Here is a 15,879-nt window from a genome sequence, read left to right as displayed (position 1 = left end):
CTATACTTAAAGGAATTTGAAAGTGTGGAGCATTTTAAAACTGAACTAGAAAAATATATAGATTACTACAATACGAAACGGATGAAGGCAAAATTAAAAATGAGTCCGGTACAGTACCGAACTCATTTCACCCAAGCTGCCTGATGAAATAACCGTGTCTAACTTTTAGGGGTCACTTCAAAAAGTGTTCAAGCCATGGGGGTCATTTTTTATTTACCCTATAAACGATTCAGAGCCATAAGTCCCGCACCTGTCGCAGCATCATGCTCAGCAGGTAGACAACTCATTTTTGGAAAAATAAACTTTAGTTTCTCTATGAAAGCTTGCTGCACATGCATGTTATGAAGCAGCACGCTGCCTGCCATGCCAAGGCTACCCTCTTGAAGTTCTAACTTCTTCGCAACAGGTATAACAAGTTCTAATAATGACTGCGCACATTGATCCGCAATGGCTAGTGCCGCTGCATCGCCCGCTTCACAAGCACGCGATAGAATCGGAGCAAGCGCTGCTATATCTTTCTTATTCGTCCCTTTATCATACACAAATTGAATGATCTGCTGCACAGCATTCATCTGCAATTGCTCATAGATCATCTGAGGCACGATTGAAGCGGGCATTCTGCCATCATTCACTCGTACGAGTAGTGACAACAAATCACGGCCAATGCTGTATCCGCTACCTTCGTCATCAATCAGATGCCCATAACCGCCTGCACGACAAGTGATGCCAGACTCATTCTTTCCATAACAAATCGAACCTGTACCTGCAATCAGGATCAGCCCGTATTCCCGTTCATGTGCTCCGCACAGCGCTGTTTCCTGATCACCAGTAATAAGCAAGCCACCAACATATCCACATGCACGCACACTCGCTGTTAGGCGCGAAGAAACCGTTGGATTACTAACCCCTGCCGCACCAATACATACCTGCTTACAATGCTCAAGCCCACCACACACCTCAGCTATCGTGTTAAAAATAACCTCCAAGCTTGCGTGTACACTCGCTTCATCTTGTCCATTGTAATTGATCGCACCGGAAGTAAAGGCATGCACGAGCTTCCCGCTTGCATCCATCACCTTAACCGCTGTCTTCGTTCCGCCGCCATCAAGTCCTGCTACATAAATACTCATAGCTCAGAATTACGCAGACGCATCGTCTCTTCAGGAATCATGAACGTCTCGGCATACTGCTTGCGTGCTTCAATCCCGCGTACACGAGAAAGATGCTTGTAGTATTCTAGGTATGGGAACGACTTGCTACCCGTTACGAACCAGTGCGTAGAAACCGCCTTGATCCATAGATCATAAGCTTCTTCAGAGAAATCAACATACACATAAGGACGGTAGTCCACCGCATCTTCCCAGTTCTCCGAATAGTACAATTTGGAAGCGAAATGAGCAGGAAGTTCACGCTCAAATGAAGCAAGTCCTGCGAAGAACCGTGCATCATTCACAATTCGGTGAGTCGTCATATGGTCTTTGTGCATGCTGTTCTTGAAATGCGTAATGATAATATTCGGACGTACCCGGCGAATGACATCACAGACACGATAACGCATGTCCGTATTATCTTCAAGCTCCCCGTCCGGAATTTCGAACACGTTCGACTCCCCGCCGAGCATATCCGCAAACATCTTCGCTTCATTCACCTTTTGTGCACGATACTCTGCCATATCTTGACCTGCTGGCACTCCGCGTTCACCCGCTGTTAGTGCAAGTGTGACGATATGATCTCCCATTAAGGAGTGACTCGCCAGAACGCCACCTGCCGTAAGTTCCATATCTCCAACGTGACCACCAATTGCTAGAATCGTTAACTTTTCTCTGTTCATTGTACAAGCTCCCTTCTCATGATCGCAAAATGTTTGACTGTCTTGAAACCTGCTTTTTCATAAATTCGAATAGCTGGATTTGTGACTCCAGTATAAAGTGACATATAGTCAGCACCTACACGCTCAAACGCTTCACATAGTTTGAAGAATAACAGCGTCCCAAGGCCATGTCCTTCATGCTCTGGATGTACGCCTATTCCTGCAAAATATCCCCTGCCGCTCTCCTCACGGATCACAGGTCCTGCGAACCCAACTACTTTGCCATCATGTGCTGCAATAACCGTTGGAATACCCGTTTCTGTGGAATGTCCAATTTCTTTGCGCCACAGTGGATTATCGAAACCATCTAGCATGTCATGAACACCATGATGCTTCGCAGAATCGAACAATTGGGCAGTATATCCCGCTTCAAGTGCATGTGATTCTTTCGATCTCACATCCTCTGGAATTGTAAAACCGTCTAGATGCAGATACATGGCACTTTGCTTCGCACGCTCTACATATCCATTGTGAAGAAGAGTTGCATACAAACGACTCGTAATAGGGACACCCGGCGCATTATTATGTTCATGCTGTGGTGTTTCTGGGATGTACCATGGCAGGCGCATCGGATTAAAGAATAGGATGTCTGCTTGCTTCTTTTCTTTTTCAACAAAACGTTGTTCTAATGCCTGAATCATCATCGTGTAATGCTCATCGGTGCAATAATCTTGCGCGAGTACAATCGTTGTGATGTACCCGGCAACATCGCCTAGTGGCAGATCGTCGCCTGTACATCCACAAGCAAATCCTTTTACTTGATCATTATCTAGTAGAAGAAACGTACATGCTGGGTCAAAGTAAGGATTGAGCATAAAAATATGTTTAAAGCTTTCTACCGAAAGCTCCTTATATCCATCTTTTACGGCCTCAATGTTCCAAAGTGAAATAACCGCTTGTGTATACTGCTGATCCCAAGGGATGATCATGATGATGCGATACCTCCAAACATTCAGAAATCAAGTGAAGCGAATTAACCTTTAACAGCGCCTACAGTAACACCTTCAAGGAAGTATTTTTGTAAACTGAAGAAAAGGATAAACATTGGCAGCGCAGAAATTGTCGCACCGGCCATCATTGGAGAAATGAATGTTGTATTCGCGAATCGGAAGTTTTTAAGTCCGACTTGAATGGTTTGCATTTCCATTGAATTCGTAACGAGTAACGGCCAGAAGAATGTATTCCAGCTGTCCATGAATGTTAGAATTGCCATTACAGCAAGTACAGTCTTGGACAAAGGTAGAATAATGCGTGTGTAGATTTGGAATTGATTGCAGCCTTCGATTTTTGCGCTTTCTAGCACTTCCATCGGGATACTGCTCATAAATTGTTTGGCTAAGAAAATGTTATACACCGTTACGATACCTGGTACGATGAGTGCTGTGTACGTATTCTGTAATTCAAACATGTTGACGATCATCACATATAAAGGTACTTGTGTCACTTGATAAGGAATCATCATGGAGACTAGTAAAATAGCGAACAATACGCCTCTACCTTTAAAACGAAGCTTCGAGAAAGCAAAGCCTGCCATACTTGCAAATAAAACGTTTGAAATCGTAATCGAACCCGCAACGATCAAAGAGTTCAGAATCCAACGATAGGAATGTTCACTATAATCGAAGAAGAACTTGAAGGATGCGAACGTAAATTTACTTGGTAGAATGGAATAAGTAACCGCTCCTGCCTCAACTGGATCACCAAAGGATGAGATCACCATGAAATAAATCGGGAATACCGTCGCCAAAGCAAAAAGCAGAAGGATGGTAAAAATGATTGCGTTACGAATGTATTTCTTTTTAGGACTTCCTACGTGACTGCTATACAAAGCCATTTTTGTATCCCCCTCTCTTAATACTCGACGTCTTTACCCGCGTATTTGAATTGAATTAATGAAATGATTCCAATAATAATTGCTAGAATAAGTGATTGTGCAGCCGCTTTACCAAAGTCTAAGAATGTGAACGCGTTATTGAAGATAAGAAGTCCGACCATTGTTGTTGCGTTGTCTGGTCCGCCACCTGTCATTAAGAACGCATTCTGGAATACTTGGAAGGAACCAATCACACCTGTTACAAGCAAGAATAATGTTGCTGGTTTTAAGCTTGGAATAACGATGTGCCACAATTTCTGCATAAAGTTAGCTCCATCAAGCTCAGCCGCCTCATAGTAAGTCTCATCAATACCTAATAGTCCAGCAAGGTAGATAATGATGCTTGTGCCATGACTGGAAAGCCAAGACATAAGGACAAGCGAGAACATCGCATTGTTGCTCGTTCCAAGCCAGTTCTTGTTCTCAATCCCGAAGAAGCCTAGGAATTGGTTCAATATACCTCCAGCCATTGGATCATAGATCCATAGCCATACCACAGATAGAGCTACGCCTGATGCCACTACAGGCAAGTAGTAGACCCCTTTGAAGAACGATTGTGTTTTCTTTTTAAGCGGTAAAATTAAGATTGCAATTGCCATCGAAAGGAATAAGTTCACAGGTACAGTTGCGATCGTGTATACGACCGTATTCTTAAGGGACTTCCAGAATAGTGCATCTGTAAATGTCGCTGCATAGTTGTCAAATCCAATGAAGGTAGAGCCAAGCGGTTTAAAGTCTTGGAAGCTAATAATGACTGCTTTGATAACTGGATATGCGGTGAACATCGCAAAAGCGATCAAAGCGACAGCGATGAACACATATCCCCAAGCACCTTCTTCATTGAACTTTCTTTTTTTCATCGGTTTTGCGATATTCGCCATCTTGTCAACCCCGTTTCAAAAACTTGGTTATTATAAAGCTTTCGGATAGTCGCAACTTGTGCTGCGCGACTATCCGAAAGACAATATACTACTAAATTAGTCTTTTACAATTCCATCTTCACCAAATGCCTTAATTGCAGCTGCTTTAACAGCTTCAAACATATCTTCTGGCTTAAGTTCTCCAGCAAGAACAGCTTGGAATTTAGGTACGATTACTTCTGTTTCCAATTTGATTGCTTTAGCAGCAAGCTCAGTTGGAATGTCAGAGCGTGATGGAGTTGCGTTCTTCAGCATGTTGTCTACAGCAGCGATGTTGTCTGGGTTTCTGTCGATCTTCATGTTAGCTGCTTCTTTCTTCGCACTTTCTGTGATGTGTGCAGCGAATAGATCGTTGTTTGTTGTTGCAGCAACTTTACCACTTGCTAAGAAGTATGCAGCTTTAAGTACGTTTGCTTTATGCTCAGCAGTTGGCTCTTTCTTGCCACGGAATGTTAAGTATCCATCTACTACAGTAGCAGAAGAAGCCTTAGCACCTTGGAACGTTGGAGCTGGTAGTACGACATAGTCTAATGGAATACTGTCTTTAACAGCACTTCCGTCATTTGCTTTAATTTTGTTGTTGTTTGTTTTTGCAGAGTTTTCGAATACAGCAAGACCTTTACCTGTTACCATCGTTTGACCTGTTAGAAGCATGTTCCAACGCTTACCAGCATCTACGGAGCTAAGCTCTTTCGGCATGGAACCATCGTCGATCAATTGACGAAGATCTTTGAGTAATCCAAGGTAGTTCTTGCTTGTATAAGCATATTTCAAGTCTTTGTTAAATGCGTGCGGCATACCAGCGTTCTTCGCCATGATAGCCAAGTAGTCGATTGCTGCTACGCCTTTCGTTGCGAATACGAAACCATAACGTGTTTTGTCGCCTTCTTTAACAACGCCTTTTTTGATTGCTTCACGGAATTCGTCATACGTCCAACCGTTTGCTTGAACTTTCTTCCAGTCGATTCCTGCTTTTTCTAGGAATTCTTTGTTACCACCAAGAGCATGAACTTCCATGTAAGCTGGCAAGCCGTATAGGCCTTTGCCGTTCTTCATGTATTCAAGTGGAGTTTTATCATAATCACCTGTCATCTCAGGTGTAATTACATCCGTAATGTCCATAAGTAAACCTTGTTGCAAGTATTTCGGAATGGAATCTGAACCACCGAACGCGATATCTGGTGGGCTACCTGCGTTTACTTGTGTGTCTAATTTTTGTTTCACATCTTCCCAGCTTGCTGGCTCAATCTTAAGCGTTAAGTTGGGATACTTTTCTGTAAATTCTTTGGAAATTTGATCAAATGTTTTTTGGAAGTTAGGAGAAACTGGTGGTAATAGTGCAGTAATCGTATCTTTTGCACCTGCATCTGCAGTTTTACCAGGAGCCGGCGTGCCAGCTGTATCTTTGCTATCGCTATTGCCACAAGCTGCTAGTGCGGAAGTTGCCATCGTTAATGCCAATACCGAAGTAATAAGACGCATTTTTCTTTTCATTTGAATAAACCTCCCTGAATAATATTAAACAACTTTACTAAAGCTGCTAATGGCTGTCTTAAGACTGCCTTCGCTTTGTTCTAGTAATGCTTCTGCCTCTGCTGCATCTAGCCCAGTCTTAATCATCATGATTGCGAGTTTGCAGTTTTTGGAAGCGCTCTCTAAAAACTGGCTGGCAGTTTCTTCATTTACCCCTGTAGCTTCTCTAATTATTCTTACAGAACGATCTCTGAGCTTAATATTACTCGCCTTCAAATCGACCATCAAGTTATTATAGGTCTTTCCAAGTTTTACCATGGTGCATGTTGTAAGCATATTCAGTACAAGTTTCTGCGCTGTTCCTGCTTTTAATCTAGTAGACCCCATGATTACTTCTGGACCAACAATTGGTGCGATACATACATCACTAACTGGAATTAACTTGGAGTCTTTGTTGTTTACTACACTAATGGTAGCAGCACCAATTTCTTTGGCTTTCTGCAGTGCAGCAATTACGAATTGCGCACTCCCGCTAGCTGTGATTCCAACAACCACATCCTTAGCCGTTACACCACATCGCTCAATGAGTGCAATCCCCTCCTCTACGCTATCTTCATAACCTTCAACAGCCGTTCTTAGCGCGACATCTCCTCCAGCGATATATCCCTGAACCATTTCAGGATCTGTACCGTAAGTAGGAGGACACTCTGATGCATCTAGTACGCCAAGTCTGCCAGAAGATCCAGCTCCCACGTAGAACATTCTGCCACCATTTCTTAATGCTTGATGCAAAATATCAACTGCTTTGGCGATTTGCGGAATTTCCGCTCCAACCGCAGCAGGAACTAGCGTGTCTTGTACGTTCATTAGATGTAACATCTGTTCAGTTGTACTTTCATCTATCTTTAGTGTCGATTCATTAACCTTTTCTGTTGTTAGACCCGCCAGATACTCATCCATTGCCTTCCCTCCTATCCCTATGCTGCGTAAATCCGCTTACAATTTCATAGTAACGAAAAATTTCAAAATGGTCAATGTTTTTTGAAATTTTATTTTAAAAATAGTGAAATAATATTTCACGGGGCGTAAAAAAAGCTTGCAGACCGATCCGGGGATCAGCTGCAAGCTTTCAACTATCTATATCTATTTAAGAAAGATTCGCTTTCTTGTTACGTCTAGCAAGAATCGGCAGAATCATACCAAGTCCAAGCAAAATGAATGGTGTCACAATATTGAGCGTCAATTGGAAGTACCATTCAGATGAGAACATCTCAACTTTCGGGAACATCCCCATGAGACAAGCAAATGCCGTGAATAGGAAACACCATAGCCCGATGATAAATCCAAGGGATTTATTTTTCACGAATTGGTACTCAGAAGTGAACTTATCTGCTGCACGCATAAGTGCCATAAACGCAAGGAACACGAATAGGTAACGAAGCGGCATCACAATAGAGTTCAGATCAAGCAACCAGTTGAATAGCGTGTTCATCTCGCCAATACCGAATGCAGGAACCATGATTAAGATACTTACCAAGATCGTCGTGAGCAGATAACCATTGATCGGAATACCTTTGTCGTTCGTTTTAAGTAGTGATCTTGGAATGTACTTGTCATCTGTATCCGCAAGCAATACTTTCAGTGGTGCATCAATGGAGAATGCTAGTGCTGAAATTTGTGCAAGTGTATTCGCAAGCGCATAGATGATCATGAATGTGTTACCAATTCCGTAATAGTTCCCAAGAATTTGGAACGCGTAGTATTGTCCGTTCATTTTCAAATCGGCTGGAATGTTATTGGAATCGAACATGATGCCCATTGCGTAAGAGCCTAGAAGGGCACTGACCGATACGAGAATCGCAAGGATGATCATCCCGCGCGGGAACTCTCTACCTGGATTATTCGTATTATTTACATATGGAGAAATTTTTTCACAACCACCTACTGCGAAGACAAGCATCGAGATTGTCGTGAAATATGCAAAGTTAAATTCCGGAATAAAGGAATTGAACGTAATGTTCTTCGTTGCTACTTCCACCCCTGCAAGTGGTGGAGCTGTAACTGCAAGCACGATGTACAGAATCGACATAATAAATACGCTGATCCCGGCAATCGTACCGATTCTCTTCAAAGATGCAATACCCCTTGAAGCAATCCATACGAAGAAGACGAAGATCACAAGCGTAATAAATTGTAGCCAGAACGTACTGAATTGTTTCGTAAGTCCGCCTCCGCCTGTGAACACCCAACCTAATGCAACAAGGATGGATTGAGGCTTCTGAGCCAAATATGGAATATGTACAACCCAGTAAGTCCAAGCTGCCATATAAGCTAGGTTACTGCCCATTGTTTCTTTAATCCAGCTACTCACTCCGCCTTTACTATGTTTAAATGCGGAACCCATCTGTCCTACCATCAAGGCATAAGGAATGAAATACAAAGCGATAATCAAGATCCAAGATGTAATAACTGTTAAGCCTTGGTTGGCATAGTTGTTGACGACATTACCGAATCCCCATACAGAGACGAATGCCATAAGTGCAATGTTGTACCATCGCAGTTTTTTTAACTCGCTGTCACTCATAGATGTTAATTCTCCTCACGATATTCATTGTTAATTCATTAAAAACACAACGTGTATTATTATAATTCTATTGATTAAACGATCATGTGACATTATGCACATAACTATACGGATAGGATATCCAACTTTTAGATTGAACATTATGACTTGGAATATAACTACAAAAAAACCTCCTCATAAGAGAAGGCTTCGTCTATTTTCATCTATATAGAGTTATAGGGTTAGGATTTACGTGGATACACGAATTTAGCAGTGTTCTTAAAGATTAAGCCAAAAAAACTAAGAAGTAGAGCTGATCCGCTGATGAATAGCATAATGCCGCCCTTCCACCTTAGCTGACTGATATGCCCATCCAGCATCACATTGTATTGACCGATATCCACACTCCCAGCAGGCTGTCCCTTGACGAACTTGCTCGCATTCTCCGTTCCCCAAGTCACGGAATTATTAAGCTGCACATAGCCCGCCAACATCACACTTAACGAGATTAATAGAATAGCCAGCATGATTCGATTATAGATTTTCATTTTCCACAACCCCCATGATATTTGTCGAAAATTACGGTTTCATCTACACGTTCGACACTTCTCGCAAATATCCTTTATTTCAAAAAAATGGGTTTACATAAGTGGTGATTGTATGAAGAAGAAATTATCTATACTTGTACTCGTCGCTTTGTTCACATTATCCGTAACTTCTACTGCTTTTGCAGCATCGATCGAACCTCGTGGTTGCGGAAATCCACCAAGAAATTGCCCGCTCCCTACTGGTTAATAATAAAAAAGACTGGCTTAATGAGCCAGTCTTTTTCTTTCCCCGAACACTTCATCTCATCATCGTTCTAACCCATCGCTGTTAATACCACGGCAATCGTATTAAACACTCCATGAACGATCATCCCAGGCACTACCGATCCCGTCCGTTCATAGGTCCATGCAAACACAACTCCGCTAATAAAATTCACGGGCATAACATTCATTGTGGGGAAATGTGCTAGACTAAAGATTAGTGAACTAATCACAATCGCCCATCTCATACCAACACGAGTCCTTAACCAACGATATATAAATCCACGGTAAAATATCTCTTCATAGAACGGTGACACGATTCCTGCCGATACAATACCAATAATCATAGTAAATAGAGTGACATTTTGCTGCAGACTCTCTGTTTTACTGTTGTTTACCGTATTTCCAAGAAAACTCGTTAGATAAACAGTCGTTACACTCAATACGATGAGAACCAGTAGCCAAAGCACAATCCTCCACCAATCTCTCGCAGGAAATCCCTTCACTCCTACTTCTGTCCATGACATCTTCTTCGATCGTAAAGCAACAAAATATAATCCTAGCAAAAGTGTAATCGCGATGGTAAGCCCAGTAAGAGTCCCTGAATAAAGTGTATTCTCCAACCATTTCTCATACATGAACTGTATTGCGTATTTAATAACGAATATTACAAACACGAATTCAAGTGCGAGTAATGCAGTGAATTCACGCCATGTCCATTGATCCATATTCTTCCACATTTCTGTTCTAGTCATCCTTAATCCCTCAATCCTATGTGATATAATTCAATGATAATAGGTGACGTTACGTCACCTGCAAGCATTTTTTTTGGGAGGAAAGAAAAAGCATGAATAGATGGACAACAGGACAAGTATCCAAGCAGCGGAACATTTCCGTTAGAACGATACGTTATTATGATCAGATCGGTCTCTTAACACCGAGTTATAAAGAAGATAACGGTCGCCGTTATTATTCAGAGGAAGATTTGTTCACTCTTGAAAAGATAACGTTGCTTAAATCACTATCACTACCTCTTGAGGACATTCAAAATGTAATGGACAAGCTATCTTTTCGTCATATTCTGATCGCTCATCATAATCATCTTCAGGAACAACTCACTACACTACAGGGCAGTATTGGGAATACTACTTCTTTGATCAACATGATTGATCTTGAAGGCACACTCTCGTGGGATCGGGTTTCTCATCTTGTGCAAAACGTACAACCCAGCTCCAAACAGTGGATCGATTACTTCAAAGATGACGAAAGTGCATTCCTTCAGAAAGCTCTTCCGAATATTAATAGTAATGACCAAGCTACTCAACAATATGCCTCTTTACTGCGACGGGTTGAGTGGTGTCTACAACACTCCGTTCCACCGGAATCTGATGAAGGCTATAACATTGCCTGCGAATTAAACAAGTTATCACACGATACCTTTAATGGAGACGAGAAATTAATGGAGAAGTTTTGGGAAGTGAGGAAGCTTCCTTCAGAGGAGACAGGGCTATATCCCATATCGGAAGAAGCGCTGAACTTTGTGGAGGTTAGTATTGCTCACGCTTCAAAAAGAGGGACGGAAAAGAAAGAGGAATTGTTATTAGAATCATAAGGACATAAGGGGCAACACTCGTTATATTTACATAAAAAAAGTGAGCAGGCTTTAACAGCCTGCTCAACAATTAATATTCAACTATCCTGCCTGTTACAACTTGCTTTACATATCCTATTTTTTTAATTGTCTGGTATTTATAAAAAAGGCTGTTCCTATTAAAAATATGCCTAAACAAACGAACATAGCAATCCCTGAATATTCATTATCAAATATTGTTGTGTCTACCAAATTTACTAACATCATGAGTACAAGTGATACATATAAGCCTTTAATGTATTTCATAAGTTAAACCTCCTCTGTAAAACAAAAAATATTATTTCAATATTAACACAATTTCTTGAAATTAAAATACAAAGTGTCCACGCTTTTTCAACATTTACATCAATGCAACATTGGTGAAACTGTTATCCGTATATACTTGTTTGACTGCAACAAAAAAGCCCTTGCTATGCAAGGACTTTCTCACTCGTATGCGGTCGGCGGGATTTGAACCCGCACGTCCATGGGACACTACCCCCTCAAGATAGCGTGTCTGCCGTTCCACCACGACCGCAAAATTTAAAAGTGAGCCATGAAGGACTCGAACCTTCGACACCCTGATTAAAAGTCAGGTGCTCTACCAACTGAGCTAATGGCTCTAAGTGACCCGTAGGGGATTCGAACCCCTGTTACCTCCGTGAAAGGGAGGTGTCTTAACCCCTTGACCAACGGGCCTTGTAGTCATGTTGATGACCGTTCGTCTTTAGCGACAAAAGTTATTATAAGCGATCACTCGATTGATTTCAACTATTATTTTTCTTGAAAATCCTGGATGGCATAACATGATGTCCGCTAGCTTACTCACAAAAAAAAGCCGCCGCAATGCGACTTTCACTTGTAAAAAGTGTGGCGGAGAGAGAGGGATTCGAACCCTCGCACCGCTTACGCAGTCTAACCCCTTAGCAGAGGGTCCCCTTATAGCCACTTGGGTATCTCTCCAAAATAATGGCTCCCCGAACAGGGCTCGAACCTGTGACAACACGATTAACAGTCGTGTGCTCTACCAACTGAGCTATCAGGGAATGTATTACATAATTTATCACGAATGAATTGACGAGTCAAGCAGTAATAGTCGCAATTTACCACTGCATTTGCCGCATCGATATTTACGAACATCAACCTTGCGTTTGCGCAAATATTCCATGGAACAATCCACACAGATCAGCTTATAACGATAGGGCTGCACCTTACGTTTAATCGGTAAAGATCGGCAGAACCTCGTTCCACCCACTTTGGCGAGTAGCTGCTTAAAATCAGCGTCCCGATGCTGATAGCCCATTTTCCGAAGATGAAGATGATAGTGACATAGCTCATGCTTAATAATTTTCTCTACTTCTTCTACGCCGTTACTCTCAAGCTGGAGCGTAGAGATCTCAATGTTGTGTGATTTGGTAAAATAGCGTCCACCGGTCGCTCGAAGCCTGCTGTTGAACGTCGCTTTGTGCCGAAACGGCCAGCCGAAAGAATCTAGAGAAATACGCTCCACCCATTGTTGAAGCTGTTGATCATTCATAGGCTAGAACCTCCCCTTAGATGTAAGCTCGTCTCTTGAATTTGTACCTTTTAAACCGCTATACTGTCAAGTAGTATAATTATTCGTCTTCCGAGAGGAGCTTGTCCGACTATGCCACAAATGAAATTCGCTTTACTACAAACGGGGGATCGCTTGGAATTTGTCGAAATGCCAGCTACCCACATGTATCAGCTAACTGCACTAAACCGTCGATTACATAAAGAAGTTGAGAAGCTGACTGCAGAGCAAATCCCTACTCTACCTCATGTGATCGCTGAATTTGACAACTTAGAGCTTGTATCACCGAACTGTACTATCATCGGCGGTCTAGACTACATTAATAGTCTGGAGCAAACATTCGCAGCTGTGGATGAGAAAGCCTATCCCTTGATCTCGTTACTAACAGAAATCCGTGCTTTGCAAGCTCAACTTGAGCAATGGTACGAAGACGAAGTTGAAGTCTAAGTCCAAGTATTCGAACATGATCTTGCAAAAATAGGCGGACCTGCACCCTATCCGCATCTGCCTCATATGCTGTTACTACTCAGATTGGCAGATGAGCCCTTGGAGGGGATAGGATGGCACAATATATGCCACAATGGCTGTGTAATCAATTGATGCGAGCATATTCAACGAAAAACCGGAAACAAATTCGGATGTTAAATGAATCCTGGTTTTTTTATCGTTCTAAATTACAAGCTGACAAAGAATCGGAAAATACAAAAAGCAAGTGAGGCTGGTTATCCAGCTTCACTTGCTTTTTTTAAGTTCAAGGGCGTGTTCAAAAAGTTGTATCACTACAGAGAAAAAAACACTTAATGCTTACGAAGTGGCTTTCCTCTGGAAAGCCTGTGAGTCTCAATCGTGAATTTGAATTTATTTATTGGTATCTTCACGATTTCAAAGGCGATCACTTCGTTCCTCCAGTGCATTTTTCTCTTCCGTTTATCTTTTTGGACACTCCCTACCCCTTGTTTGGGTTTTTCATCGTCAGGGATACGCGACCCTTCTTCACATCGGCGCTCATCACCCATACCTTTACCACGTCACCAACGGATACAACATCCATCGGATGCTTCACGAAGGAATTGCTCAGCTGTGAAATATGGACAAGTCCATCATTCTTAATACCGATATCGACGAAAGCACCGAAGTCGATTACATTGCGTACTGTTCCATTCAATTCCATACCAGGTGCCAAATCTTCGATCTGGAGCACATCCGTACGGAAAATCGGCGGTTCTAGCTCCTCACGCGGGTCACGGCCCGGACGTTGCAAGGCATCTAGAATATCTTTCAATGTTGGTACACCAACATCAATCTTCACTGCCAATTCACCTGCATCAACAGCATTTAATCGCTCACGCAGCGACTGCGATCCTAGCGCAGATGCCTTCACATCTAATTCTTTCATTAGACGAGCCACAACATCATACGACTCAGGGTGGATCGGCGTGTTGTCGAGTGCATCCTTGCCTTCACTGATACGCATGAAGCCGATACACTGCTCATACGTCTTCGCACCAAGGCGAGGTACTTTCTGCAATTGCTTACGACCCGTGAATTTACCGATCTCATCACGGTATTTCACGATATTCTTCGCAATCGTCGCATTCACACCCGAAACATAGGATAATAACGCAGCAGACGCTGTATTCACATCGACCCCAACATGGTTAACCGCAGATTCTACAACCGCTGTTAAGCTTTCTTCTAAGTGCTTCTGGGATACGTCATGCTGGTATTGCCCTACACCAATCGCTTTCGGTTCAATCTTCACAAGTTCAGCAAGCGGATCTTGCAAACGTCGTGCAATGGAAACCGCACTACGCTCTGCGACATCCAAGTCTGGGAATTCATCTTGTGCAAGCTTAGATGCTGAGTACACACTCGCTCCTGCTTCATTGACGATTAAATACTGCAAATGATGACCGCTATCTGCCATCTCACGAATAAATTCAGCAACAAACTGCTCGGTTTCACGAGAAGCTGTCCCGTTACCAATTACAATCAACTTCACAGCATAACGCTCCACAAGTGTTCGGAACATTTTCTTCGCTTCTGTAACCTTATTGTTAGGTGGCGTCGGATACGTCACGGCAACTTCTAACATTTTACCTGTATCATCAACGACCGCAAGCTTACAGCCTGTCCGGAATGCCGGGTCAACACCGAGCACAACATGTCCCTTAACAGGGGGTTGAAGTAACAAGTTTCGTAAGTTAGCTGCAAAAATTTGAATCGCATGCTGCTCCGCTTTTTCCGTAAGCTCCCCACGAACTTCACGTTCTATCGATGGTGCAATTAAACGTTTGTAGGCATCTTCGATCGTCGCACGCAGTACATCAGTTACAATTGAAGCACCACGAATCCATTGCCCGCCAATCCATTCATGAATGCGATCTACTGGCACATCTAGTGCAGTCTTGAGCACATCTTCACGCTCACCGCGGTTAATCGCAAGTGTACGGTGTGGTGGAAGACGCTTCACTGGTTCTTGATAGGCATAATACATTTCGTAAACTGTTTCCTGCGTTGCATCCTTCGCCTCTGTTCGCATAATCCCTTGATCAAACGTAAATCTACGTACCCAAGTACGAATCTTAGCATCATCTGCAAGCATCTCGGCAATGATGTCCATTGCCCCTTGAATCGCTTCTTCTGCTGTTGTAACGCCTTTCTCTTCATCGAGGTATGTAGCAGCTTCATTAGTAAGAACGCCGCTTTTCGGCTGAGCAAGTATCCACTGCGCAAGTGGCTCAAGTCCGCGCTCTTTTGCAACGGATGCGCGTGTTTTTCTTTTTTGCTTATAAGGACGATATAGATCTTCGACTTCTTGCAGCTTTACGGCTGCCTTAATCGCTTTCTCCAGTTCTGGTGTTAACTTCCCTTGCTCCGAGATAGAACGGATCACATCATTCTTACGTTCTTCAAGTCCACGCAAATAACGGAGGCGCTCTTCGATGTCGCGCAGCTGATTCTCATCCAGCTCACCTGTCATTTCCTTCCGGTAACGCGCGATGAACGGAATGGTATTCCCTTCATCAAGTAGTCCCACCGTCGTCTTCACCTTACCATGCGGCAAAGATAACTCGGTTGCAATCGTCTTCAGAATACGCGCTTCAATTTCTAATTGCTGCTTCGCTTTGTCTTCTTCCCCAACATTTGTCGCCATACTTGTATCTTGATTCATGTCGATCCCCG

Annotated in this window: 18 protein-coding genes and 5 tRNA genes; 5 read left to right on the top strand and 18 right to left on the bottom strand. The window is 42.7% G+C overall.

Annotated elements, in window-relative coordinates:
* The coding region (locus tag NV379_RS13385) for an IS3 family transposase (RefSeq protein WP_258207824.1) at positions 1-144 on the top strand (144 nt) is incomplete at its 5' end.
* Positions 145-218: 74 nt separating this feature from the next.
* On the opposite strand, the gene NV379_RS13380 is transcribed toward NV379_RS13385, so the two are convergent.
* The 9 genes from NV379_RS13380 to NV379_RS13340 all read right to left on the bottom strand — a co-directional run bounded on the left by NV379_RS13380 (position 219) and on the right by NV379_RS13340 (position 9,247).
* Entirely contained in the window at positions 219-1,130 is a 912-nt protein-coding gene (locus tag NV379_RS13380) for an N-acetylglucosamine kinase (protein WP_258207805.1), read from the bottom strand.
* The gene (locus NV379_RS13375) at positions 1,127-1,831 is read right to left on the bottom strand and encodes a PIG-L deacetylase family protein (protein WP_258207804.1); all 705 of its coding nucleotides are present in this window, start codon (positions 1,829-1,831) and stop codon (positions 1,127-1,129) included. The genes NV379_RS13380 and NV379_RS13375 overlap by 4 nt, the downstream gene beginning before the upstream one ends.
* Positions 1,828-2,799, bottom strand: a complete 972-nt coding sequence (locus NV379_RS13370; RefSeq protein ID WP_258207803.1) for a GNAT family N-acetyltransferase — start codon at positions 2,797-2,799, stop codon at positions 1,828-1,830. The genes NV379_RS13375 and NV379_RS13370 overlap by 4 nt, the downstream gene beginning before the upstream one ends.
* A gap of 44 nt (positions 2,800-2,843) precedes the next feature.
* Complete coding sequence (locus NV379_RS13365) at positions 2,844-3,704, bottom strand: carbohydrate ABC transporter permease (protein ID WP_258207802.1); 861 nt, start codon at positions 3,702-3,704, stop codon at positions 2,844-2,846.
* Between the two features lie 17 nt (positions 3,705-3,721).
* A complete protein-coding gene (locus NV379_RS13360; RefSeq protein ID WP_258207801.1) occupies positions 3,722-4,624 on the bottom strand; it encodes a carbohydrate ABC transporter permease in 903 nt (300 codons plus the stop codon).
* A 96-nt stretch (positions 4,625-4,720) separates the two neighbouring features.
* Complete coding sequence (locus tag NV379_RS13355; RefSeq protein WP_258207800.1) at positions 4,721-6,157, bottom strand: ABC transporter substrate-binding protein; 1,437 nt, start codon at positions 6,155-6,157, stop codon at positions 4,721-4,723.
* A gap of 24 nt (positions 6,158-6,181) precedes the next feature.
* Positions 6,182-7,096, bottom strand: a complete 915-nt coding sequence (gene murQ / locus NV379_RS13350) for an N-acetylmuramic acid 6-phosphate etherase (protein ID WP_258207799.1) — start codon at positions 7,094-7,096, stop codon at positions 6,182-6,184.
* Between the two features lie 187 nt (positions 7,097-7,283).
* Complete coding sequence (locus tag NV379_RS13345; RefSeq protein WP_258207798.1) at positions 7,284-8,720, bottom strand: amino acid permease; 1,437 nt, start codon at positions 8,718-8,720, stop codon at positions 7,284-7,286.
* A 221-nt stretch (positions 8,721-8,941) separates the two neighbouring features.
* Positions 8,942-9,247 carry a hypothetical protein gene (locus NV379_RS13340; RefSeq protein WP_258207797.1) on the bottom strand — a complete coding sequence of 102 codons (306 nt, stop codon included), beginning with the start codon at positions 9,245-9,247 and terminating at the stop codon, positions 8,942-8,944.
* Between the two features lie 112 nt (positions 9,248-9,359).
* Here NV379_RS13340 and NV379_RS13335 point away from each other — a divergent pair, with 112 nt between their 5' ends.
* Positions 9,360-9,494: a hypothetical protein gene (locus NV379_RS13335; protein ID WP_258207796.1), complete on the top strand. Its 135-nt coding sequence runs from the start codon at positions 9,360-9,362 to the stop codon at positions 9,492-9,494.
* A gap of 67 nt (positions 9,495-9,561) precedes the next feature.
* Here NV379_RS13335 and NV379_RS13330 read toward each other — a convergent pair whose 3' ends face one another.
* Complete coding sequence (locus NV379_RS13330; RefSeq protein WP_258207795.1) at positions 9,562-10,263, bottom strand: CPBP family intramembrane glutamic endopeptidase; 702 nt, start codon at positions 10,261-10,263, stop codon at positions 9,562-9,564.
* 92 nt (positions 10,264-10,355) lie between these two features.
* Between NV379_RS13330 and NV379_RS13325 the strand changes: the two genes are divergently transcribed.
* Positions 10,356-11,120: a MerR family transcriptional regulator gene (locus NV379_RS13325; RefSeq protein ID WP_258207794.1), complete on the top strand. Its 765-nt coding sequence runs from the start codon at positions 10,356-10,358 to the stop codon at positions 11,118-11,120.
* A 114-nt stretch (positions 11,121-11,234) separates the two neighbouring features.
* Here the strand turns inward: NV379_RS13325 and NV379_RS13320 are convergent, their stop codons facing one another.
* From NV379_RS13320 to NV379_RS13290, 7 genes are all read right to left on the bottom strand, one after another.
* On the bottom strand, positions 11,235-11,405 hold the full coding sequence (locus NV379_RS13320) for a hypothetical protein (RefSeq protein ID WP_258207793.1): 171 nt from the start codon (positions 11,403-11,405) through the stop codon (positions 11,235-11,237).
* A gap of 189 nt (positions 11,406-11,594) precedes the next feature.
* Positions 11,595-11,676, bottom strand: a tRNA-Leu gene (locus NV379_RS13315).
* Positions 11,677-11,688: 12 nt separating this feature from the next.
* Positions 11,689-11,761 (bottom strand) — tRNA-Lys (locus NV379_RS13310).
* A gap of 4 nt (positions 11,762-11,765) precedes the next feature.
* Positions 11,766-11,837, bottom strand: a tRNA-Glu gene (locus tag NV379_RS13305).
* A 172-nt stretch (positions 11,838-12,009) separates the two neighbouring features.
* Positions 12,010-12,101, bottom strand: a tRNA-Ser gene (locus NV379_RS13300).
* 7 nt (positions 12,102-12,108) lie between these two features.
* Positions 12,109-12,184: transfer RNA gene (locus NV379_RS13295), tRNA-Asn, on the bottom strand.
* A 17-nt stretch (positions 12,185-12,201) separates the two neighbouring features.
* Positions 12,202-12,675 carry a SprT family protein gene (locus tag NV379_RS13290; RefSeq protein WP_258207792.1) on the bottom strand — a complete coding sequence of 158 codons (474 nt, stop codon included), beginning with the start codon at positions 12,673-12,675 and terminating at the stop codon, positions 12,202-12,204.
* A gap of 111 nt (positions 12,676-12,786) precedes the next feature.
* Between NV379_RS13290 and NV379_RS13285 the strand changes: the two genes are divergently transcribed.
* Positions 12,787-13,140 (top strand): hydrolase/acyltransferase, encoded by a 354-nt coding sequence (locus NV379_RS13285; RefSeq protein WP_258207791.1) that lies wholly within the window; start codon positions 12,787-12,789, stop codon positions 13,138-13,140.
* A gap of 113 nt (positions 13,141-13,253) precedes the next feature.
* Positions 13,254-13,409 (top strand): cortex morphogenetic protein CmpA, encoded by a 156-nt coding sequence (cmpA, locus tag NV379_RS13280; protein WP_373426111.1) that lies wholly within the window; start codon positions 13,254-13,256, stop codon positions 13,407-13,409.
* Between the two features lie 230 nt (positions 13,410-13,639).
* Here cmpA and NV379_RS13275 read toward each other — a convergent pair whose 3' ends face one another.
* Entirely contained in the window at positions 13,640-15,850 is a 2,211-nt protein-coding gene (locus NV379_RS13275; RefSeq protein ID WP_258207822.1) for a Tex family protein, read from the bottom strand.
* Between the last annotated feature and the right edge of the window lie 29 nt (positions 15,851-15,879).

The sequence above is a fragment of the Paenibacillus radicibacter genome, assembly GCF_024721995.1.
Classification (GTDB): Bacteria; Bacillota; Bacilli; order Paenibacillales; family NBRC-103111; genus Paenibacillus_AM; species Paenibacillus_AM radicibacter.
The sequence above is the reverse complement of the archived record's forward strand: the minus strand, read 5'-3'. Positions and strand labels throughout refer to the sequence as shown.